The sequence below is a fragment of the Nonomuraea sp. NPDC023979 genome (assembly GCF_040639085.1).
GTDB lineage: Bacteria > Actinomycetota > Actinomycetes > Streptosporangiales > Streptosporangiaceae > Nonomuraea > Nonomuraea ceibae.
Window position 1 is genome coordinate 24,591 of record NZ_JBEZZG010000047.1, and the last position, 20,467, is coordinate 45,057.

Below are 20,467 nucleotides of genomic sequence, written 5' to 3' on the forward strand. Positions count from 1 at the left end.
GCAAGTTAGGCCTGAAACACGGCCTAGTGGTCGTATATGGTCCCACGTCCGCCACACGGCGGCGCCAGGCACCAGACCTTCAGGTAGTACTGGTTGGTCAGGCCCTTGATGATGGTTCCACACGTCGCGCCCGCGTCGTAGCAGCGGAGCGACGGCCCGACCGGGTTGCCGTTGACGCCGTCATACACCTGGCCACCTATATTGCTGCCGTTGTCATCGACCTTGATCGTCGCGCGGATCATGCCGTAGGGGGCACGAATATGCGGGTCGGTGTAGCACTTTGTTTCGAGAAAGATGCTGCAAGTCGCGTATGTGGCGGCAGCGGCAGGTGCCGACGTTGCGGCTTGGCTGCTGAGTGCGAGCAAGGTAGCGGTGACGAAAGTGGCGAGCCGCCGTGATCGCTTCATGGGCGGAAGTGTCACGCTTGCCGCTTTTGTTTCGCTGTAGATCGGCTATCTACGGTCTGACGAGGGCGGTTCCAGCTCTCCATGCCTTTGCTCCGCCAAGCTGGGCACGCCTGTCAACGAGGCCGCCGAGAGGCAGGCCAGGGCCGAACAGGAGGCGCCCATCGTGCCGCCTGAGGTGTCTGAGCCGTGCCCACCGGTCGGCCGGCCGGAGAAGCCGAGGCGGTAGAGCCTCCGATTTGTGACATCGCCGTATGGGCCTGCCGGCGGGTTGCCGACGGGCATCCGGGTGGATCGGGGCAAAGACTTCCTGTCCCGGACGGTGGGGCAGTCGCTGGCCCACTTCGGCGTGGTGGTGGGCGATCTGCCGGGCTGGGTGTTGATGAACACCAGCGAGGACTGGAGCAGGTGCAGTGCGAGCATGGACACCTCGGCGTGCTCGCGATCGGAGCCGGTGAGGGGGCCCTCGCGACCATAGAGGATCTTGCCGTGGGCACCGTTCCAGTTCTCCACGACCTGCAGCCCGTTGTTGATCTCGCGGCGGAGTTGCTCGACGGTCGTGGCCGGATAGGCGGCGGGCAGCGGTTCGTCGTGCAGGGCCAGCAGGGTGTCGACGACGGTGGCTCGGGTGGCGAGTCGGCCGCGCAGCTGTTTGCGGCGGGCGTTGCGCGCGGCGGTGATCTCTTTGAGGCTGACGGTCTCGCCGGTCAGGTGCAGGCAGACCGCCCGCAGTTCCTCGACGGTGAGGGTGTCGCCGGCACGAAGACCGGCCACCGACGCTCCACCCTGGGCGCCGTACTCCACATCCTCGGCAGTGATCTTGACCTTGCCGGATGGTTTGGCCTGCTTGAGTACGGTGTAGGCGGTCGTCGAGAACCTGTTGGCGATCCCCGCAATAGTGCCGGCCAGTCCTCCTGTGGCATCCGGTGACGGGTTGCGCCTGGCGGCCCAGGCCGGCGCCGGCCTCGCGTATCTGTCGGAGGCCTGGGTGCTCTCTGGATCCTCCACGGGATTGCCGAGGACGTCGTCATCGCTGCTGTCAGCGCAGCCATCCATAGCTGCGCCCCACGGTCATCCTGCCGGAGATGTCGCGACAGCACGTTCGCCGATGAGGGCGGGGCCAGGCGCCTCGAGAACCCAACAAGCGGCCAACGCCCACCCAACGGTCGAAATCTATGGTTACGCCGTCGAAGCCTCTCAAAGGAGACGAAACCTGATGCGCAGATTTGCCATGACCGCCGCGGCTCTCGCCATGACTGCCAGCGGATTCATCGCGCTTACGCCCGGCGTAGCGCATGCTTGGCCGAGCAAATGCACCGCAGAAGAGCGGATCTATTCCGATGTTGAGGGAGGTATCGCCAGGTGTACGGCGGGCACCGGCCGCTTCCGGGCCATGGCCTACTGCACATCCGACCCGAGGCGTGGCTACGGCAGTTACTACTACGGCGACTGGCGCCGCCCCGGCATGGCTTGGTCGGCAGTCCAGTGCCCGTCGTCGCAGCGCTACATCGTGGCCGCCGGCTACGATTTGGCCAACTGGTAGATCAACCCACGATGGCGTCCACACGCGCCGTCTCCACGGCCTGTGGAGTGGAACGGTGCTGTGTGCCCATCGGTCTGCTCGCCCGAGGATCGGCGGCGAGCCGGTCGGCGTCTCTGGGTCCGCTGCTTCGTCCCGGGAAACGATCATCACGGTGACTCCATCATCCCAGACCTAAGCCACTCGTGAACACCCCACCCAGGTCAAAGGCTGCTTCCAGAGCGCTGGAAGCGGCCTTTCGCGTTGCTGGGTGACTAGCCTTCTTGAGGACGGCCCGGAAGGAGCGGCGGACGTTGTGCGCATCGAGTTCCGTGCCGGCCTAGAACTTACGGACAGGACCACTCAGCGAGGTGCCGTGAGGACGTCCCGGAGTACATCCTCCAGCGTGACGCGGGCCAGCTCGCGCCGGAGGGTCTCCTCGATACCGGTGTAGATGCGCTGCATCGCCGGCTGGATGCCGTAACCCACCACGCATCCCGGGTCCGGGGCGGCGCGGTGCAGCGCGAACAGCGGGCCTGATTCCACCGCCTCGTACACGTCCAGCAGTGTCATCGACTCCAGGTCGCGCGCCAGCGACCAGCCCGCGCCCACCCCGCGCCGGGACTCCACGAGCCCCGCCCTGCGCAGGTCGCCGAGCAGCCGCCGGATCACCACGGGATTGGTGCTCGCGCTGGCCGCGATCTGCTCGGAGGTGGCGACCTCATGGCCCTGACGCTGGTAGAGGCCGATCCAGGCCAGCGCGTGGGCGGCGATGGTCAACCTGCTGTTGGCGCTCATGAACCCGTTCCTCTCGATCGCAACTCCCGATGTTACGACAACCATGGTCGTAACAGCTAGAGTTGCGACATACTGTCGTTACTATTATTGTTACGACTGTCTGAAGATGGTCAACCAGTGAGGTGAGAAGAATGAACAAGCCCCTGACGGGCAAGGTCGCCTTGGTCACCGGAGGGTCCCGCGGGCTGGGGGCCGCGACCGTACGGCTGCTTGCCGAGCAGGGCGCCGACGTCGCGTTCACCTACGTCAACTCCGAGCAGCAGGCCCAGACCGTCGTCGACGAGGTGCGCAACAGGGGAGCGAAAGTCGCCGCGTTCAAGTCCGACCAGGCGGACGCGAGCCAGGCTCCGGCGCTGATCGACGACGTGGTCGCGCACTTCGGTGGCCTGGACATCCTCGTCAACAATGCGGCGATCTCGGTGAACGGTATGGTGGGCGCCCCGGATGCCGACACCGCCGCGCTGGATCGGATGCACGCCACCAACTACCTCGGGGTGATCGCCGTCATCCGGGCCGCCTCCCGAGTGCTGCGTGAGGGCGGCCGCGTCATCACGGTGAGTTCCGGGCTCGGCACTCGAGTCGGCGTCCCGGGCGTGGCCGACTACGCGGCGACCAAGGCGGGGGTCGAGCGGTACACCATGGGCGTCGCCCGCGACCTCGGCTCCCGGGCCATCACCGCCAATGTCGTGGAAGCCGGGCTGATGGAGGGCGGCATGGAGCCACCGGACCCCGAAACCCTCAAGGCCCTGCTCAGCTCGCTGTCCCTCCAACGTATGGGACACCCCGACGAGATCGCCGCAGCGATCGCCTTCCTGGCGAGCCCCGCCGCGTCGTACGTCACGGGAGCCGTGCTGGACGCCCACGGCGGCTACAACGCCTGAGCCGCAGCGCCGACGGCTGAAGCATAGGGGTGACGTATCCCGGATTTCCGCTGGTCACAGCACTTGCTTGATGGGGAAGAACTCATCCGGACGGGCGCCTTGAACAAGTCGCTCCCCTGTAACGCACCAGGGGGCAGAGTCACGGTCCCCATGATGGCGTTGATCACATCTAATCGCCAGGAAACCTGCTGTAGTCCTCACCGAGTTGGATGAGTGGCTCGACCTCGGCCGACGTACTCATCCGCGAGGCCCACACACACAACGGCCTGCCGCTGATCTCGCAGATCCTGTGGAGGTACGACGCCACCGGCACGACTGAACTCCGCTACGCGGCCCCACCACGTGCTTCGATCCCCATTCCCCGACGTCCCACCGCCAGCCCTTCCTTCTGGCCGGTGCGCGGGAAACGATCAACCCGGGCCTGGGAAGCGATCTCTGATGTCACCGATGCCTGGCAGGTCAGATGTATTCGTGAACACCCCTACGTGACGCCCGCGACCGTGGCGAGACACTCGGTCACGGACAGCTCGACCTGTCCGGTGCCGTGCAGGTCGAGGGTCACCGAATCGCCCGTCGTCGGTGACAGTGGGTGAGAAGCGGTGGTGTAGAACCGGCGCGCAATGTCTACCTCGGGCGCCCCAAGAGCGACGACGTCGAGCTGCAGGGGCATTGCGCGCCTCCTTCAACAGTGAATTGCAACATCACCCCAGGTGTGGCCCCGGGATACGCGCTTCTTCATTCCTGATCGATACATCGATCAGGAATGAAGAAGCGCTGCCCGGCCGACTGCCATTAGCGTGCCGGACATGACGAGAACTCAAAAGATCGTTTACTGGGGATCCACCCTGGTGCTCGCATCGGGCCTGATCGGCTCCGGCATCCAGCAACTGCTGAGAATAGAAGGCGAAGGGGCGTTGGCGCCTCCTTATGCTTGGGGCATTGTCCAGCTCGGCTACCCCGTCTACATCCTCACGCTCCTCGGCATGTGGAAACTCCTGGGAGCGGTGGCGATCCTTGTCCCCAAGCGGCCACTGATCAAGGAGTGGGCGTACGCGGGCATCTTCTTCCTGCTGACAGGAGGGATCTTCTCGCATGCCGCCTCAGGCGACGCCTGGTATCAATCGCTCACGGCGCTTTTCCTGCTCATTCTCACGATCGCGTCATGGTATTTCAGGCCGGCCTCCCGTCATCTCACCCCGGTCCGCCTCTACCGAACCAACCCGGCTGCGCACGATGCCGAGACGCGGGCCTAAGCAGGCTAGAGCGTGTCTCAAAGCCGGGTGCGAGGCTGGTCCTGCGCTGGCTGGAAGGGGAGCGACATGGTCCTGAGGAACCTGCTCCACCGGCTCGGGCGCCGCAGCATCGACGCGGACGCCGGGGAGGCCCCCAGCGTCGTGATCAGGACGGGGACAAGACAGGGGCAAAGCTGCTCAAGGAAGATCCAAGGGGAGGCTGCCTAGACTCAAGCATGATCTCTAAGACTGTAAGGGCGAAGGCTGCCCTCGCCGCCGCCACACTTCTGACCGGCCTCACCGTTGCCGCTCCCGCGTCCGCAAGCGCGGCTATCGCCGCGGATGTCCAGTACGGCTGCGTGCGCGGAAACTTCTGCATGTACACCACAGAGGTGATCTCGGCCGGCACGCGGATCGCGTCTACGAGCGGGAATTGGGAGGGGGACGGAATCAAATATGTCCGATCATTCTTCAACTACGGATCCCCGGAATACTACGATCATGTCGCAGTAACGTACAGGGTCCAAAATGCCACCCGGGAGATCACGCTATGCGTCCACCGAGCGGAGGACAACAACCTGGCAGCCGGGCATGAAGCCATCAGCGTCCCTGTCACTGCCGTGAGAGTCAAGTGGATTCACCGGTCGGCTCCTCCCTGCTACGAGAGCTGATCTCCCCGACTTAGCCCTAGGCTCCCCGGTGGTCCCCCGGGTTTGGCCCGTCCTCCGCTTCCGTGAGGGCGGGCCGTTTTCGTGAGCGCACGTGCGGGGCTGAGAGTGCCGTACAGGGCCGCGACCCTTGCCGAGGCGGGATGACTCCTGATGCGATGGTTGGGCCACGCCAAGTTACGGGAGCAGCGCATGAGGTTATGGGCGAAGATCCGGGAATGGATCGCGTTGACCCTGATCGGCGCAGCGGCCGGAATTCCGCTGGGGCTCCTGATCCGTAGCATCGCCTCAGGGTCGTGGGGTTACTTCCTGCCCGGCCTGGCGATCGGCTGCGCCTGCCTCGTGGCGGCAGTCATGGTCGCGCCCATGCCGGAGAGGCTGGCCGCAGCCGAGGTCCTCAAGGAGGCGCGGAGGTTTCCGAACGGCGCGGAGGTGGAGGTCCCCGGCAGCGACACGAGTCTGGCGATCCAACGCCGATGGACCTGGTGGGGGCCCCTCACGACCATCATCAAGACCTCCCAGAACGAGTGGGACGAGGCATTCGACGAGGTCCAGGCGGATCAGGAGATTTCCACGGTGCCCTTCACGGTGTACGAGATCTACCGATGGTGGGGACCCATGCAGCTCTCGGACACCATGACCGTGATGTCGTCGCGCGCCCGGCATCCATGGGCCGGGCAGGCGCGGACCAACAGGTGGGGCAGGTACCGGCGGGAGCTACGTAACCAGTGGTTCCAGGCGCGGACGGGGCAGATGCGGGTGACGGAGGCCGAGATGCGGTTCCTCGCTGAGGAACTGCGCCGAGGGAAGATCGCTTGATCCGCTTGTCGTAACAGTCCACCCGCGTGCGCGGGCTGAGAGTGCCGTAGAGCGCCGCACCCCCCGGGGCGGGCCAGGCCCGCCTTCGGGAGGTCAAGTTTGCCCCGCAGCCGGGCCGCCACCGCCACTGTGCCGCCACGGCCGTCGCCCCCGGTGCAGGCCAGCACGATCCGCGATCACCGCCATCTCCGGCTACCTGCACAACCTGGTACGCAGCGTCTTTCCCGACCGTGAACCCGAGCCGTTGGCGGACGCGATCTGGGCGCTGGCCCATAGCCTGGCCTTCCTCCACCTTGACGGAAAGTTCGACGCTCGACACCCGAGCAGGCCAACAGCCGCGTCCGCGCCGCCGTTCACGCATTGTTCCCTCGATCGCCGGCGATTCTGTAGACGGCGGGCGAACTCACGTCGCCGGCCTGTCTTGGCTGGTACGGCTGAAGCCGGTGCCGCATAGCTAGCCAACGGATGATCGGCCCGCCCAGACTCGACCTGTGCACTCGGACCACGCAACCCGCGTCGCCCCACGGTCGGCCGACACAGCCTGCTCAGCGTTCACGCCGCGAGGGGTCGCCGGTCTTGCGGCGTTTTCCTGCCAGTGGCTGTGCTCCTCGATGGCGCGGAGGTCGGGGCCGGCGAGCGCGCGCGGTGGCATCCTCCCCGTTCGTCTCGTCGACGGCCACCGTGACCTCGGTGGCCTCGCCGGGGCCGGTGGTGGGTTGTCCGGTGAGCAGGTCGGTGAGCCGGTAGGCGGCGTGGCCGTCCAGTGCGCTCTGGCCGCGGTCGTAGCGCTGGGTGGTGACCGGGGAGGCGTGCCCGAGCAGTTCCTGGACGTCTTCGACGGCGACACCTGCGGCCCGTAGCAGGGTGGCGGCGGTGGCGCGGAGCATGTGCGGGGTCAGCTTCGCGATGTCCAGCCCTGCGGCGCGGGCGGCCCGGCGTAGTGCGGTCTGCTGCCGCCAGCGGTCGAAGCTGCGGCCGTCGGCGCGTAGCAGGAGCAGCTGGTCGGTGCGGCGGCCGTCCAGCAGCGGCCGGAGCAGCTCCATCACCTCGGCGGCCAGCGGCACGACGACCTGCCGGCCGCCTTTGAGCCGGAAACCGATCACCCAGTGTCCCGCCGAACGCTCGATCCGCCCCGCCGTCAGCCCCTCCAGCTCGGCGGCGCGCAGCCCGAGGGTGGCCAGCAGCATCACCGCCGCGGCGTCGACCGGATGACGCGGGGCGATCTGCTGCGCACCGCGTACGAGGGCGGCGGCCTCGTCGAGGGCCAGTGCGGGGGTGGTGCCGACCTTGCCGACCTCGGGCGTCTCCACGAACGTAGCGGGGCTGTGGCTGATCACCCGGCGGCGCACCGCGTAGCCGTACAGCGATTTCAGCGTGGAGATGTGCCGTTTGACGGTGGCGGCGGCCAGCGGGCCACCGCCCCGGCCGAGCACCGCCGCATGGCCGCTTCCGGTGCCCAGCTGCTCGGCATAAGCGACCAGGACATCCTCGCTGACCTGCCACAGCCCGGCGCCGGGCGCGGCAGCGGCCCACCAGCGTACGAACTTGGCCAGGTCGGCCAGCCGGGCGCGGCGGGTCGCGGCGGTCCTGCCCGCGCGCAGCCACGCGGCCACGGTCGGCCAGCTGGCCCGCTGCCCAGGAGCAGGCACGTCGTCAGTGCGCGGCAACGCGTCGATGAGGTCCACGTCGGCGCCGGGCACCTCACCGCCGTCCCTCGGCCGCCGCCGCGGACGCAGCCCAGCGATGTCACCGACCGAATCCACCAGCGGCGCGGGCGGCGGCAACGGCGGCTCGGCAGCCTGGCCGGAACCGCCGACCACCCCCCCGCCATCGTGGCTGCCACCGTGTCCGTCCGATCCTATGAGCGTCGGAGCGGTGCTTGAGCGTACGGTGCGCGCTCCGGGTCGCCACACCGCTGTGGGGACGAGTGTGTCTTCCTGCTGGCCCGCTGGTTCCCCGATCATGGCTGGGATCTCGCTGATAGGCCTGCCGCGTCTGCGACTTCAACATTCCGCTCGCCTTCACCGGCCAGGCCCGGCTCCGGCGCACTGAGCTGAACGGCCCGGCGGTTCAGGGGTTCTTCCAGGTCGTGAACCAGCGGCGGCCAGGCGGCGGTGTCGGGGTCGATGGCCTCGATCGGGAGCTGGCTGGTCAGCACGCTGTCCGGCTGGTCGAGGTGGCAGGCCATCCGGCGTCCAGTGGTCGTCAGCTCGGCCTCGGCCGGGCTGACGGCGCCGCCCCGAGCGTCACCCATGCTGGCCCCGATCAGCCGGTGCATGTCCTCGTCGGCGTAGGCGGTCAGATCGGCGTCGCGACGCCACGAGCATCCCGGCTCTCCGCCGCACGGCCGCGCGGAACTCCGGTGTGCCCGCCCCCTCCACCGCGTACGGCGTTGCGGCCTCCGGGCACTGGCTCGCGGCGATGGTTCGCTGCCGGGCCTGGCCACCTGACATGGTCTTCTCCTTTCGCACGTGTTCAGCCCTCCGCGCCGCTCGGCAGGACCTTCGACCAGACCTCGAGGACCTGATCGTCGGTGCAGGCGAAATGGGCGGTGACCCTGCCGGCGCCAGCGGTGCGGGCCGCCTCGAGCTCAGCACGGTTCGCCAGACGAACGCGTGGCCCGTTGACCCTCACCTCTACGGGCGGAAAGCGCTGCCCAGCGCAGCTCGGCTCCCACCTCGTGTCGAGGACCAGCTTGCAGTCGCTGTTGGCGTTGATCACGTCCAGGAGATGGGCTCGCCCCTGCTCGTTGACCTCCGCCGAGATCGTTCCACGAGGCATGACGGCCTTGCCGTGGGTGTGCAGGTCGCGCAGCACGGTCAGCATTGCTACCTCGGCCGGTGCCACCTCGGCTGGGGTGGGGAAGTGGGTACCGGTCAGCTTCTGCAGATCGTCCAGGAGGATGACGAGCCGGGCGGCATTCAAGACCGCGGTCGACAGCGGCTCTCGGCCGTGGCCACGAGCCACAGGCTTGCCTGCCACATGCACCTCGATCACGTCGTTCGCCTCGGCGGCGAGGAGTAGATCGGCCACCGGCCTGACCACTGCGGGCCAGTGCCCGGCCAGGCCGGACAGATTCACGTCCATGCCACCGCTCATCGGGACACCGTCTTGCGGACGGTCGATGCGCAGGCTCACCTGGACCACCTTGTGCAGATCGGTCCCGTGGATAGACATCCCTGTTTGCCCGGCGGTACGGGTCGTCAGCGAGACGTCCAAGGTCGCGGCCGCCTGCCCGTCGCGAGTGAGCACCCGCAGGCGGCCGGGCACGGGTGCGGCGTCCTGATGGGGGGTCATGACGTGGAGATGATCGCCGCTGCCGAACGGTTCGAGCTTCTCGACCAGAGAATCGGCGTCGAAGACGTGCAGCGCCTCGACGAACCGACCCGCGATGGCGGTCTTGCCACCGTAGGCCAGCACCTTCTCCAGGTCGCGCCGAGCCTGGACCCCCTCGGGGTCGCCAGGATCGAACTGCAGCTTCGGAATGATCGAGACCTGCCCGGTCGCCGGCGTCATCGTGATCTGCCGGCGGTCCCCGTGGGCGGTGAAGCCGACGCGGTAAAAGGGAGAGATCTCCTGGGCGCGGCCATGGAGGGTGCTAACCCGGGCGCCCAGGTCGGCAAGCTGCGCGAGGGCAGCCTGCTCGAGATGCATCTCCTTGCTGCGGGCCAGCAGCCCGTAGTCGCCCCCCTCCACGTAGCGGCGCAGATCGTCGTGCTTGGCGAACTGCTCGTCGAGCCAGTCGATGCCCTGCCAGGCAAGCAAGATCGTCGGGTATTGCGCGCCGAGCCCGTCGAACCATGCCTTCTCGGACGGGGTGTGCTCCAGTGGAAGGATCAGGCGCCAGGCGATCGGCTTGTGCCGTGCGGCGGTGGAGAGAGACTTAGCGATTTCCCTCCTCCGCGCAGGGGTGAGGCGCGTGGTGAACGACTTGACCTCGAAAATGACGGGCCCGAGATCGGTCTGCAACCAGATGTCGACGCCGCCGTCGCCGCCGCTCCCATCCATGCCCTGTGCTGCGGGATGCAGCCGCCGCAGGAGCAGCTTCACGGCGCGTTCGAACCGTGCCGGATCCTCCGCTACCGACTTCCACTGGATCACGTGACCTCCTCCGGCAAGCGAACCCTGCTCGTCAACGGCGCCGAGGCTAGACCCGATGGTGTCCTGACTCAAGAGAAGTGATGCCGGGCACGACGCGCCGACCTGGGGTGCATCAGATGTGCTGAGCCGATCGGCAGGTCCGTGGCTCAGTGGATCTGATGCGGATAGAAGGCGGAAGTCTAGACATGCGATGGCGTCGATCTGGACGGCATCAGGTTGCCCGAACCGAGGCATCAGTTTGCGATCGTTATCTAGGGTTGCCGGACCCTTCCAGCAGGTCAGAGGATGGTGATCTCTTCTTTCACGTAGGCCAAGTTGGCCGAGCTCAGCTCTGCTTTCGCTGGTGAGTAGTAGCAGGGTTTGTCAGCGCCAGGCCCTGATCTCCTCGGCCAACCCTTTGAGGGACTCGAGCGGATGCTCGACTTCAGGAGTCCTGCGGTTGCCAGGACAGGGTGCCGTCGATGATTCGCATGTAGAGCGGCGTGGGTGTCGCCCATGCCACGGCGTCACGCACGAAGGCGGTCGCGGGCCTGCTCGCCTGAGCCAGCTTTCCCGACCGCGCCGAGACTTTGACCAGGTGCTGGGTGCGCGGGCGTCGCGCCAGGTCGTAGGCCTTGAGGTCGGGGGAGGTGGCCAGGGTGACCGCGTCCTCCAGCGCCTGGCAGGCGCCCTGGCCGAGGTCGGGTGTGACGGCGTGGGCGGCGTCGCCCAGCAGGACCGCCTTGCCGACGGTGAAGGTGGACAGCGGCGCGGTCAGGCTGTAGATATCGTGCCGCAGCAGTGTTTCGGGCGGTGTGGCAGCGAGCAGTTGGGGGATCGGCTCGTGCCAGCCCGCAAAGCGCTCGGCGAGCTGGTCGAGTGTCAGTTCGGTGAGCGCGCCGGCGGGCACGCCGAGGGTGGCATACCAGTAGATGCGGCCGTCTACCAGCGGTGCGATGCCGAACCTGCGGCCACGGCCCCAGCTCTCGGTCATCTCGCCCGCCCGCACCGCACCTTGGGGCACCACTCCGCGCCAGGTGACGTATCCGGCGTATGTGGGTGAGGGATGGGTGGGGAACAGGCTCTGGCGCAGCATGCTGTGGATGCCATCGGCCGCGACGATCACCTCGGCGCTCGCCGTGCCCGGACCGTGCGGCCCCGCGTAGTCCACCGACCCCGCTGCAGGATCCACGCGGGTCACGCGATGGCTCGTGGAGATCACCCCGTCCGGCAGGGCGCCGGTGAGCATGGCCATCAGGTCACTGCGATGCAGCACGTAGCCAGGCACGCCGTAGCGCCGCTTCAGCTCCTCGATGTGGGTGTGCATGAGCCAGCGGCCGCGGCTGGTCCGCAGCCCGGCGCCGCCCTGCATGACGCCTTTGGAGCGCAGGTCGTCACCCAGGCCGAGCCAGTCGATCGCCCGCACCGCATTGGGCGCCAGCGCCAGGCCCGCACCCAGGGCGCGGATCTGGTCGGCCTGCTCGAACAGTTTGACCTGCCAACCCGCCCTGACCAGCGCCAGAGCGGCGGCGAGCCCGCCGATGCCGCCGCCTGCCACGATCGCGGTGCGCTCCACGATGTCCTCCCATAACTCGAACATTGATGTACGAGTTACATCATACCCATACCCCGGATAGGCTTCATCGGAGGGTGGAATCGCATCAGGGTGCAAAGGTCCAGGTCACGTGCAACGGCTTCGGTCATGAGTACCTCCATCGGAGGGAACGGATGGCGCCATCACCGTACGCCGCCTGCCCGATGCGTCCTTTGCTTTTGACCAAGGCCTCAGGGCCGTGACGGCGCGGACGTCCGGCTATGGACAGTGACCAGGGCGTCCACGCTCCCGCGCCCGCCTGCGCTCATGTTGCCTTGGTCGTGTTGTAGCGCTGGTGAACGCGCTGTCTGGCGTCGGCGACCGCAGGCCTACCTGGCCTACTGGCTGGGCATCCACTACCAAGCTGGCACGGCGAGCATCGGGCTGCTGTTCGCGGGCTGCGCCGTCCTGCAGACCGCCTCCTTCCTGCTCGCGCCGGTCATCGCGGCCAGAATCGGGCTGCTGCCCACGATGGTCTTCACCCATCTGCCCGCCAACGTCATGCTGGCTGCAGTGCCGTTTGCTCCCTCCCTCCCGCTGGCGATCGCCCTCCTGCTCGGGCGTGCCTGCCTGTCGTCGATGGACGTGCCAGCCCGGCAGGCGTACGTGATGGCGATGGTCCCGCCCGAGGAACGCACCGCCGCCGCCGCGATCACCAACACCGCCCGCTACCTCACCAGGCCCCTAGGACCGGCGCTGGCAGGCGTACTGCAATCGATCAGCCTGGCTGCGCCGTTCCTGCTCGCCGGTGTCACGAAGATCGGCTACGACCTCGCCCTGTGGCGGATCTTCCGCCACAGCCGGCTGCCCACCGACCCCCCGCCCAACCGGGCGCACTGAACACCCTCGATCATCTAAGGACCTCCTTTACCGTTTCGGCCATCGGAGGGAGATTCCTTCGCTGTCGCAGGGTGACCGAGGGAGCGCTGATCGCGAACCTTCTATCGCGTATAATCCACGATTATCTGCGATAACGTCAGTTCCGTCCTGGGGAAATACCTCCGCCGGGCGGGGGCCAGACTCCATGGTTATCTGCGATAGAGCGCGGAGGCATCGTGGGAGTGGTCCGCAAGATCGGCATCGAGCGGTCGGTCCCGGCGCTCAAGGACGCGATTGAGGGGTTTCTCGCCGGGGTGTCCAATCCCAACACGGCGCGGGCCTACGCCACGGCGTTGCGTGCTCTGACCGAGAAGTTCGGTTCCTACACCCCGGTGAGCGTGTTCGAGGGGGAAGCCGCGGCTGATCGAATCGCCGCCTGGTTCATCGAGCGGTGGGGATCGGCCGCGGCCGCCACGGTCAACGCCCGGCTCAACGCGCTGGCCTCGGCTGTCGGCTGGTGGCGGGATCAGGGCTGGATCATCGAGGACCCGTTGCGCCGACTCAAGCGTCGGCCGGTCGAGGCCGACCGCACCCGTTCCCTGGATCGCGGCGAGGTCGCCGAATTGCTCGGCCGGGAGGGGGTCGCGCTGCGCGAGCGGACCCTGTGGCGGCTGCTCTATGAGTCAGCGGCGCGGTCTTCGGAAGTTCTGGGCCTGGATGTCGATGAGCTGGACCTGCGCAACCGGCGGGCCCAAGTACGGCGTAAGGGGGGCGCGGTCGACGTCATTGTCTGGCGCACCGGCACCGCCCGGCTGCTACCCCGGCTGCTGGACGGGCGCCGGAGCGGGCCGGTGTTCACCACCGACCGGCGTGCCCGGGTGGAACTGCCGCCGGGCGACGTCGAGGCAGGCAGCGGGAAGGCGCGGTTGTCCTATCGGCGGGCGGCCGAGCTGTTTGAGGCAGCCAGTGGCGGCTGGACACTGCACCAACTCCGGCACTCGGCGCTGACTCACGCGGCTGAGGACGGCGCCAACACCTCCACTCTGCTGGCCTACTCCGGCCACACCTCGGTCGCCTCGCTGGCCCGCTACGCCCGAGTCTCCAGCGAAGCACTTGCACGCTGGCAATCGGGACGCGATCACGCCGCCCGCAGGCGCTGAGGAACGGCGCAGAAAACGATGGAGGCCAGAGAACGGCCATCCCCCTCGTATCCTCCTTGGATCGAGTGAAGGGGTGGAAGATCACCGGCCGTGCGGCGCGCATATTCCCCTCGGGCTGTAAGAAATGGCGCGGTTCGCTCACTTCCCTGGTAGTGGCGCACTTAGGGAAGGGTGGACACATGATCGAACCTGGTCCTCGGGACCGGTTCACCGTGTTGTACGGCTCCTGCTATTCGAGCGTGTACGCGTACGCGGTCAGCCGTGCGGGACGGCAGCTCGCGGAGGAGGTGGCGAGTGAGACATTCTGCGTCGCGTGGCGGCGGATCGACGACGTGCCGGATGAGGCGCTCCCATGGCTGCTCGGCGTTGCCCGCAACGTGCTGCGCGAGTCGTACCGTGCGGAGGCTCGGCGTCAGTCGCTGGAGAATGAGCTGTCGACTTGGGGCTCGGTCACGGAGCTGCCAGCGCGCGACGTCGCCGAGTCGGTAACCGAGAGGACAGCCATTTTGCGGGGGCTCGCTGCGCTCTCCGACGGTGATCGTGAAGTGCTCACGCTGGTCGCCTGGCATGGGCTGCGGGCCGTGGACGCGGCGAAGGTCGTCGGCTGCTCCACCGCCACATTCTTTGTCCGGTTGCACCGTGCCCGGCGCAGGCTGGAGCGTGCGATGGCCGCTGAGCCCGACGCGATCACCGGCGCCGCCGTGGTCACCTCCGAATCGCTGGCATCCATGAAGGAGTCAACCCGGTGAAGAAGACCGATGTGATGAAGTCGCTTTCTGGCACTCGTCCCGCTTCGCTCAAGCCGGTGGACGATCCGGCACGGCTCGACCGAATCATCGCCGCCGCGACCACACGGCCGTCCACGGTCTCGGTCGTCCCCCGTCATGGCCGCATCAAGCTGGGCTGGGGATTGGGAACGGCGGGAGTGGTGGCGGCGGGGCTCGCGGTGGCCGTGACCCTGGTACCTGGCGGTGCCGGCGACCGGTCTGCCGAGCCCGCCGCGCGCGGTCTGCTGCTCGCCGCCGCGGAGCAGACCGTGAAAGTGCCGACCGTCGCCGGCAGGTACTGGCATATCCGGGGTGTGAACTCGGGCGGCTTGTTCGGCGGAAGGTCATCCCACGGCGTTTGCCGAGATGAGACGTGGGTGGCCAAGTCGCCCAAGGATCCGAGTTGGTGGATAGTCCACTCCTGGACCCGAGTGGACGCCGTCAAGGGCGCGAAACCACCCAAGGAGGGCGAGTTCAGCTCGGAGCAAGCTCATTTCACCTGCTCCCGCGGCAACCGGGCGTTGAGCGATGAGACAGGCAAGACGCCTTACGCCAGTCGGCTGAACAATTTTGCCGAGCCGGGGTCGAGCTGGCCCAACGTCAACGGCAAGGCTGTCTCCGTCGCCGATATCGAGCGCCTGCCCACCGAACCGGAGGCGCTGAAAGAGGTCCTGATCCAGTGGCAGGGCCCTGGCGGGATGAGCGACAAGAGACGAGATGAGATCCTGTTTGAGCAGGCAGCCGAACTGCTGCTCGAACTGCCTGCCCCTTCCGGAGTCAGGGCGGCGCTGTTTCGGCTGATGGCCGATCTGCCCGAGGTTCGTTCCCTCGGCGGCGTACGGGACCCGCTGGGCCGTGACGCGGTAGGAGTCACGTTGCGAAGCTGCGAGCCCAGCTACGGCACTGAGTCGCAGGTCCTGTTCGACAAGAACACCGGGCGCCTACTGTCGGTCGGTAGATCGGTCGGCGAGCAAGGTTGCGCAGATCTTCGGCCGGCCGGTTGGAGCGCCGTTCTGGAGTCGGGCTGGACCGACGAATCGCCGAAGGTACCGGCGGACCATTCCTGACCATTCACCACCCCGGGCCCCGGCCTCCTCGTCTGAACGAGAGCCGGGGCCGCTCCCGCAGCCGCTGGCAGAAAGGCGCCGGTCCGGGCGTTGCGGCGGTTGAGTGACCAGCCTGAACACCTGCTCCCGCGACAGATGAACGCCTCGTTCGGCCAGCGGGCCGACCAGGTCGGTGGTCTGGAACATGTCACGGCCGGCCAAGAGCTTGCGCAGGTTCCAGACGATCCCCATCTTCTTGATCACACGCCCTCCCACAGCTCCGGGTGCCGCTCCTTCAAAGACCGCTGCACCAGCCGATTGCGGTACTCATCCGACACCCCGGTATAGATAGCCGTCGTGCTGGCATAACTGTGTCCTACCTGCAAGGACATGAACTTTTCGGGATAGTCGAACTCCACGAGATGAGTGACGTAACTGTGGCGCAGGGCATGCAGATCTGCCTCCGGTGGCAGCCCCGCGTCGTCGCGGGCTTGTGCGAACGCGACGTTCAGCGAGCGAACCGACATGCGGCTGGCGCGTTCGGTGACGAACAACGCGGGCAGCTTGCCCGGTGACAGCAGTGGCCGGATCTCGGTGACCCAGCGCTCCAACACCTCGACGATCCAGTCCATCTGCGGGACCGTCAGCACGGTGCGCCGCTCGGGCGGGCTGCCGTTGGAGGACTTACCGAACCGGACGAACAACCCGCCGAACTGCCGGTACTGGGGGAACTTCGGGGTCCGCCGAAGGTCGGCCAGATCAAGCATCCTCGTCTCGTTCCTCCGAAGCCCGAAGGCATACACCGTTTTCAGCAGAGCCGCGTCCCTCATCGCCGTCAGCGCGCCCTTGCGGCCCCGGGCCCGCGCCTGCTCCACCCGGCCATCAACGGCGTCGAACAACGCCTGGACCTCGTCATAGGTCAGCGGCCGCCGCCCTGGCCGTCCCTCGTACTCCACGACATGAGCGACCCGGTTGTCCTCGTGGAAGATCTGCTGCGGGACCTGGCCGAACCGCTCCAGACACTGCTCGCTCCAGCCGTATTGCCGGTCGGTCAGGAAGCTCATGAACATCGCGAGCGTCGTCTCATAGCCGCGGCCGGTCGACATCGCGATCGGACGTTCGCGGCTGGTCGACTGCAGATGCGAGCACTTCGTGGAGTTGCCGTCGCCGTACCGCAGGGGAAATGCGGCGCTCTTCGTCGATCAGCTCGCCATCGCCGGCGGGCAGAGTGGACAGCGCCTAAAGTTCCTCGCGGAGGAGCTGGACACGGGAGAACGCCGGGGCCGGGTGGGACTGCGCGGGGTGCCGGTGGAAATCTTGCCCTCGTGCGCGGTCCAGACGCGCTGGAACTCCTGCGCCACCCCGATCGCCCCCACCCCTGAGCGTCCGTGGCGGCCTGCCGGGCCAGATACGGGGTCATCGTCTCCAGCTTGGCCTGATCCTTGCCGAACTTGACCCACCGGATGTGGTTGTCCTCGGCGAAGGAGGCCACCGCGCGCCGGAACCGATCGCCCAACTGCTTGAACAACGCAGGCCACCCGGACCTGGAGCCGGGCCGGGCAGGTCCTGGCCGTCGGGCTGCTGGACGGCGCGGACCTGCTGCGCCTGGCGTTCGCGCCCCGGGCGTTGCGGGATGAGGAGCTGGCGCGGCAGGTGGCCGAGGACGTGTCGGCGCCCGGGCGCGGGGTGCTGCCCGCGGGCAAGGCGTACGTCGAGTCGTCGATGGACGCGCGGGTCCAGGACCTGCTCGCCAAGGAAGGCTGGCAGAGCGGCGAGCCGTGGACGTTGCTTCGGCGCGACCTCGCGGAGCCCGTGCAGGACCCCGGCGTCCACGTCGAGGTGACCGGGCCGGAACAGGCAGATGAGTGGGCCGCGGTCCTGCAGGCGTCGTTCGACAGGTCGACGTTCAGCGGTGCGCACTGGCACGCGACGGCGGCTGGCGCCCCGTACGCTGACGCTCGGTGCCTGACCGTACGCGATGAGCGGGGCGAGGCGGTGGCGGTCGCGATCGTGTGGGCGGCGGGTGAGGGCAGGATCGGGCTGATCGAGCCGATGGGGGTGCACCGGGCACACCGAGGTCAGGGGTATGGCCGGGCGGTCACCATCGCCGCGGCCCGCGCGCTCCGGGAGCTGGGCTCATCCAGCATGGTCGCGTATTGCGAGAGCGCCAACGTCGGCGCCGTCGCCACCTACCGGTCGGCCGGTATGGAGCAGTTGTCCGAAAGACGGGACATATCCCGCAACGCTTGACGCTTGCGGTGTGGACCGGGGCGTGGCCGGGAGGGGACGTATGCGGAGATGCCGAACGTGTGGCACGGCAGGAAGCTCGGCCACCCCCTCGGGCCACGGCAAGCCACGCCGCGGCCACCGGAAGGGCCCGGGAAGCCGCACGGGCTCGACGGTCTCGCCGATACTGAATCGGGGCAGGGCCTGCATCACGTGGCGCTGTCGCTGCTGGTGCGGGGGCCCAGCTCGCGGACGATCCGGGCGAGGGCCCGGATGAGGCCAGTCTCGGCCTCGCTGCGCCAGACGAGGGCGTACGACAAAGGGTCCAGGTCACGAAGCGGCAGGTAGACGATGCCGGGCTGGGTCCCGTATCGCGCCATGTGGGCCGGGAAGCAGGTGACGATCTCGCCCATGCTGGTCAGGCTGAGGATTTCCTCCGTGTTCTGCACCAGGGGGCCGCGCTGGATCGAGTGGCCGCTGCGGGTGTGGGACGGGATGTAGCTGTCGAACCAGTAGTCGGGCCTGGACTCGACGTCGGGGTGCTGGAAGTCGCTCACCATGTCCAGCGAGACCGACGCGCGCCCGGCCAGTTCGTGGCCGGTGCCCACGGCCAGCACGCGCGGTTCGGCGTAGATAAGCGGGCCGACGGTGAGGTCGGGTTCCTCGACGGGCAGCCAGGCGACCAGGACGTCGACGTCACCGCGTCGCAGCGCCCCGAAGGGATCGCTGAAGGCCGGGTGCCGGATGGTCAGCTTCCAGGTGGGATGGCGAGCGCGGAAGGTATCCCAGTAGGCGCGCAGGTCGTGCACGTTGATGGGCAGCATGCCGACCCGCAGCACGGCGGTGATGCCCTGGGCGGCCAAGCGGGCGCGTTCGAGGCTGTCGCGCAGGCCGGCGTAGACGGGCCGCAGGTCGTCGCGTAGTTGCCGGCCGAGCGGGGTAAGGCGGATGCGCCGGCGGTTGGAGCGGTCGAACAGCGCGCCGCCGAGGCGGCGTTCCTGCTGGCTGATCGCCTGGCTGATGCGTGCCTGGGACACACGCAACCGTTCGGCCGTCCGGCCGAAATGCAACTCTTCTGCCAAGGTCAGGAAGATCTCGATGTCCCGCAGTTCCACCGGTGCCCTCTCCTGTCATCACGGATACGTTGCCGGGCACATGCGCGGATGACCACTGAGCCGACGTGAAAACCCGATGGGCCACCCCTGGTCGTCAGGGCCTCCATGACATCGTCTCGGTGATGATACGCATGTACAGCGGCGTCGGCAGAGCCCAAGCCACAGCGTCGCGCAGGAGAGCGGCCACCGGATGGGCGGCCTGGGCCAGCTGCCCGGCCAGGGCGGAGACCCGGACCAGGCGTGCGCGGGAGGCGTACCCGATCGTAGGCGGCGAGCGCGGCGGGTGTCTGCCGCTCGTGCTCCAGCGTCCGCGTGAGCCTCACCGCGTCCTCCAGCGCCTGACTGGCGCCTTGGGCGAGGTCGGGGCTGACCGCATGCGCGGCATCGCCCAGCAGGACGACCCGGCCGGCGGCATAGGACGGCAGCGGCGTGATCAGGCTGTGGGTGTCGTGACGCAGCAGCGCCTCGGGCGGGGTGGCGGCCAGCAACTGCGCGATGGGCTCATGCCAGCCGCGGACCCGTTCGGCCAGCTGATCGAGGGCGAGTTGGAGCAGCGCGTCGGCGGGCAGGCCGAGGGTCGCATACCAGTAGACCCTGCCGTCGGCCAGGGGCACGATGCCGAAGCGCCGTGCCCGGCCCCAGCTTTCGCTGACCGAGCCGGGGCGCAGCTGCGCGGCCTCGTGCTGCGGGGCCACGCCGCGCCAGGTCACGTAGCCGGCGTAGGCGGGGCCAGGGTGTGCGGGGAACAGGCTCGCGCGCACGGTACTGTGCAGTCCGTCAGCGGCCACGACCAGATCGGCCGTGACCGTGCCCGAACCGTACGGCCCCTGGTAGCTCACCGTGCCCTCCGCTGCGCGCACACCGGTGACGCGATGCTCCGTATGGATCATCACCTCGGGGAGCGCGCGGGTCAGCGTGTCCATGAGTTCAGCTCGGTGCAGTGCGAAGCCCGGCACGCCGAAGCGGCGCCTGAGCTCTTCGACATGCGTCCGCATGAGCCAGAGGCCTGAACTCGCGTGCAGATCCGCTCCGCCTTGCAGCCCCCCGTCGTGCGCAATTCGCCCCCGAGCCCGAGCCAGTCCAGGGCGCCACCGCGTTCGGCGCCAGCGTGATGCCCGCGCCCACCGCGCGCACCTCCCGCGCCTGCTCCAGCACCGTCACCTGCCAGCCGGTCCTGGCCAACGCCAACGCTGTTGCCAGCCCGCCGATCTCCCCTCCAATGACGACAGCCCTGGGGCCCATCGCGTCTCCTTCAACAATTCGTACATAAGTGTTCGAATTACGGTATCGGACTGCCTTCCGGAACATGAAATGCCATGCCCGCGCTCAGGCGAATCCG

At 67.9% G+C, this 20,467-nt stretch carries 22 protein-coding genes; 10 read left to right on the plus strand and 12 right to left on the minus strand.

Features of this window, described 5'->3' with window-relative positions:
- Positions 1-23: 23 nt before the first annotated feature.
- On the minus strand, positions 24-407 hold the full coding sequence (locus tag AB0G11_RS44840) for a hypothetical protein (protein ID WP_357593044.1): 384 nt from the start codon (positions 405-407) through the stop codon (positions 24-26).
- Positions 408-452: 45 nt separating this feature from the next.
- Complete coding sequence (locus AB0G11_RS44845; protein WP_357593046.1) at positions 453-1,460, minus strand: Tn3 family transposase; 1,008 nt, start codon at positions 1,458-1,460, stop codon at positions 453-455.
- Between the two features lie 160 nt (positions 1,461-1,620).
- On the opposite strand from AB0G11_RS44845, the gene AB0G11_RS44850 reads away from it, so the two are divergent.
- Entirely contained in the window at positions 1,621-1,947 is a 327-nt protein-coding gene (locus AB0G11_RS44850) for a hypothetical protein (protein ID WP_357593048.1), read from the plus strand.
- Between the two features lie 339 nt (positions 1,948-2,286).
- On the opposite strand, the gene AB0G11_RS44855 is transcribed toward AB0G11_RS44850, so the two are convergent.
- On the minus strand, positions 2,287-2,721 hold the full coding sequence (locus tag AB0G11_RS44855; RefSeq protein ID WP_357593050.1) for an Rrf2 family transcriptional regulator: 435 nt from the start codon (positions 2,719-2,721) through the stop codon (positions 2,287-2,289).
- A gap of 131 nt (positions 2,722-2,852) precedes the next feature.
- Here AB0G11_RS44855 and AB0G11_RS44860 point away from each other — a divergent pair, with 131 nt between their 5' ends.
- Entirely contained in the window at positions 2,853-3,602 is a 750-nt protein-coding gene (locus AB0G11_RS44860; RefSeq protein WP_357593052.1) for an SDR family oxidoreductase, read from the plus strand.
- Positions 3,603-4,083: 481 nt separating this feature from the next.
- On the opposite strand, the gene AB0G11_RS44865 is transcribed toward AB0G11_RS44860, so the two are convergent.
- Complete coding sequence (locus AB0G11_RS44865; protein ID WP_357593054.1) at positions 4,084-4,272, minus strand: hypothetical protein; 189 nt, start codon at positions 4,270-4,272, stop codon at positions 4,084-4,086.
- Positions 4,273-4,408: 136 nt separating this feature from the next.
- On the opposite strand from AB0G11_RS44865, the gene AB0G11_RS44870 reads away from it, so the two are divergent.
- From AB0G11_RS44870 to AB0G11_RS44880, 3 genes are all read left to right on the plus strand, one after another.
- Positions 4,409-4,855, plus strand: a complete 447-nt coding sequence (locus AB0G11_RS44870; protein WP_357593055.1) for a DoxX family protein — start codon at positions 4,409-4,411, stop codon at positions 4,853-4,855.
- Between the two features lie 215 nt (positions 4,856-5,070).
- Positions 5,071-5,505: a hypothetical protein gene (locus tag AB0G11_RS44875; protein WP_357593057.1), complete on the plus strand. Its 435-nt coding sequence runs from the start codon at positions 5,071-5,073 to the stop codon at positions 5,503-5,505.
- A gap of 189 nt (positions 5,506-5,694) precedes the next feature.
- Entirely contained in the window at positions 5,695-6,321 is a 627-nt protein-coding gene (locus AB0G11_RS44880) for a hypothetical protein (RefSeq protein WP_357593059.1), read from the plus strand.
- A gap of 545 nt (positions 6,322-6,866) precedes the next feature.
- Here the strand turns inward: AB0G11_RS44880 and AB0G11_RS44885 are convergent.
- The 4 genes from AB0G11_RS44885 to AB0G11_RS44900 form a co-directional block, all read right to left on the minus strand.
- Positions 6,867-8,141: a tyrosine-type recombinase/integrase gene (locus tag AB0G11_RS44885; RefSeq protein ID WP_357593061.1), complete on the minus strand. Its 1,275-nt coding sequence runs from the start codon at positions 8,139-8,141 to the stop codon at positions 6,867-6,869.
- Positions 8,142-8,281: 140 nt separating this feature from the next.
- Positions 8,282-8,599 carry a hypothetical protein gene (locus AB0G11_RS44890; protein WP_357593063.1) on the minus strand — a complete coding sequence of 106 codons (318 nt, stop codon included), beginning with the start codon at positions 8,597-8,599 and terminating at the stop codon, positions 8,282-8,284.
- 197 nt (positions 8,600-8,796) lie between these two features.
- Positions 8,797-10,422: a hypothetical protein gene (locus AB0G11_RS44895; RefSeq protein WP_357593064.1), complete on the minus strand. Its 1,626-nt coding sequence runs from the start codon at positions 10,420-10,422 to the stop codon at positions 8,797-8,799.
- A 424-nt stretch (positions 10,423-10,846) separates the two neighbouring features.
- Positions 10,847-11,977, minus strand: a complete 1,131-nt coding sequence (locus AB0G11_RS44900) for an FAD-dependent monooxygenase (RefSeq protein WP_357593066.1) — start codon at positions 11,975-11,977, stop codon at positions 10,847-10,849.
- Positions 11,978-12,262: 285 nt separating this feature from the next.
- Between AB0G11_RS44900 and AB0G11_RS44905 the strand changes: the two genes are divergently transcribed.
- The 4 genes from AB0G11_RS44905 (at position 12,263) to AB0G11_RS44920 (ending at position 15,808) form a co-directional block, all read left to right on the plus strand.
- Positions 12,263-12,835, plus strand: a complete 573-nt coding sequence (locus AB0G11_RS44905; RefSeq protein ID WP_357593068.1) for an MFS transporter — start codon at positions 12,263-12,265, stop codon at positions 12,833-12,835.
- A gap of 215 nt (positions 12,836-13,050) precedes the next feature.
- Complete coding sequence (locus tag AB0G11_RS44910) at positions 13,051-13,974, plus strand: site-specific integrase (protein WP_357593070.1); 924 nt, start codon at positions 13,051-13,053, stop codon at positions 13,972-13,974.
- Between the two features lie 179 nt (positions 13,975-14,153).
- The gene (locus tag AB0G11_RS44915) at positions 14,154-14,723 is read left to right on the plus strand and encodes an RNA polymerase sigma factor (RefSeq protein ID WP_357593072.1); all 570 of its coding nucleotides are present in this window, start codon (positions 14,154-14,156) and stop codon (positions 14,721-14,723) included.
- Positions 14,720-15,808 (plus strand): CU044_5270 family protein, encoded by a 1,089-nt coding sequence (locus tag AB0G11_RS44920; protein ID WP_357593074.1) that lies wholly within the window; start codon positions 14,720-14,722, stop codon positions 15,806-15,808. Before AB0G11_RS44915 ends, AB0G11_RS44920 begins: the two co-directional genes overlap by 4 nt.
- A gap of 239 nt (positions 15,809-16,047) precedes the next feature.
- On the opposite strand, the gene AB0G11_RS44925 is transcribed toward AB0G11_RS44920, so the two are convergent.
- A complete protein-coding gene (locus AB0G11_RS44925; protein WP_357593075.1) occupies positions 16,048-16,893 on the minus strand; it encodes a tyrosine-type recombinase/integrase in 846 nt (281 codons plus the stop codon).
- Between the two features lie 520 nt (positions 16,894-17,413).
- Between AB0G11_RS44925 and AB0G11_RS44930 the strand changes: the two genes are divergently transcribed.
- Positions 17,414-18,037 carry a GNAT family N-acetyltransferase gene (locus AB0G11_RS44930; RefSeq protein WP_357593077.1) on the plus strand — a complete coding sequence of 208 codons (624 nt, stop codon included), beginning with the start codon at positions 17,414-17,416 and terminating at the stop codon, positions 18,035-18,037.
- A 185-nt stretch (positions 18,038-18,222) separates the two neighbouring features.
- On the opposite strand, the gene AB0G11_RS44935 is transcribed toward AB0G11_RS44930, so the two are convergent.
- The 3 genes from AB0G11_RS44935 to AB0G11_RS44945 are packed head-to-tail and all read right to left on the minus strand — an operon-like array spanning position 18,223 to position 20,436.
- Positions 18,223-19,128 (minus strand): LysR family transcriptional regulator, encoded by a 906-nt coding sequence (locus AB0G11_RS44935; RefSeq protein WP_357593079.1) that lies wholly within the window; start codon positions 19,126-19,128, stop codon positions 18,223-18,225.
- Positions 19,098-20,051, minus strand: coding sequence for an FAD-dependent monooxygenase (locus AB0G11_RS44940; protein ID WP_357593081.1), 954 nt, complete (start codon positions 20,049-20,051; stop codon positions 19,098-19,100). The genes AB0G11_RS44935 and AB0G11_RS44940 overlap by 31 nt, the downstream gene beginning before the upstream one ends.
- A 4-nt stretch (positions 20,052-20,055) precedes the next feature.
- Positions 20,056-20,436: a hypothetical protein gene (locus AB0G11_RS44945; RefSeq protein ID WP_357593083.1), complete on the minus strand. Its 381-nt coding sequence runs from the start codon at positions 20,434-20,436 to the stop codon at positions 20,056-20,058.
- Positions 20,437-20,467 lie beyond the last annotated feature (31 nt).

Excerpts from the sequence above, each read along its gene's own strand:
- AB0G11_RS44865 (WP_357593054.1), bottom strand. The coding sequence starts at position 4,272 with ATGCCCCTGCAGCTCGACGTCGTCGCTCTTGGGGCGCCCGAGGTAGAC.
- AB0G11_RS44850 (WP_357593048.1), top strand. The coding sequence starts at position 1,621 with ATGCGCAGATTTGCCATGACCGCCGCGGCTCTCGCCATGACTGCCAGC.
- AB0G11_RS44855 (WP_357593050.1), bottom strand. The coding sequence starts at position 2,721 with ATGAGCGCCAACAGCAGGTTGACCATCGCCGCCCACGCGCTGGCCTGG.
- AB0G11_RS44860 (WP_357593052.1), top strand. The coding sequence starts at position 2,853 with ATGAACAAGCCCCTGACGGGCAAGGTCGCCTTGGTCACCGGAGGGTCC.
- AB0G11_RS44845 (WP_357593046.1), bottom strand. The coding sequence starts at position 1,460 with ATGGATGGCTGCGCTGACAGCAGCGATGACGACGTCCTCGGCAATCCC.
- AB0G11_RS44890 (WP_357593063.1), bottom strand. The coding sequence starts at position 8,599 with ATGCACCGGCTGATCGGGGCCAGCATGGGTGACGCTCGGGGCGGCGCC.
- AB0G11_RS44840 (WP_357593044.1), bottom strand. The coding sequence starts at position 407 with ATGAAGCGATCACGGCGGCTCGCCACTTTCGTCACCGCTACCTTGCTC.
- AB0G11_RS44870 (WP_357593055.1), top strand. The coding sequence starts at position 4,409 with ATGACGAGAACTCAAAAGATCGTTTACTGGGGATCCACCCTGGTGCTC.
- AB0G11_RS44875 (WP_357593057.1), top strand. The coding sequence starts at position 5,071 with ATGATCTCTAAGACTGTAAGGGCGAAGGCTGCCCTCGCCGCCGCCACA.
- AB0G11_RS44905 (WP_357593068.1), top strand. The coding sequence starts at position 12,263 with ATGTTGCCTTGGTCGTGTTGTAGCGCTGGTGAACGCGCTGTCTGGCGT.
- AB0G11_RS44925 (WP_357593075.1), bottom strand. The coding sequence starts at position 16,893 with ATGTCGACCGGCCGCGGCTATGAGACGACGCTCGCGATGTTCATGAGC.
- AB0G11_RS44940 (WP_357593081.1), bottom strand. The coding sequence starts at position 20,051 with ATGGACACGCTGACCCGCGCGCTCCCCGAGGTGATGATCCATACGGAG.
- AB0G11_RS44945 (WP_357593083.1), bottom strand. The coding sequence starts at position 20,436 with ATGTTCCGGAAGGCAGTCCGATACCGTAATTCGAACACTTATGTACGA.
- AB0G11_RS44880 (WP_357593059.1), top strand. The coding sequence starts at position 5,695 with ATGAGGTTATGGGCGAAGATCCGGGAATGGATCGCGTTGACCCTGATC.
- AB0G11_RS44915 (WP_357593072.1), top strand. The coding sequence starts at position 14,154 with ATGATCGAACCTGGTCCTCGGGACCGGTTCACCGTGTTGTACGGCTCC.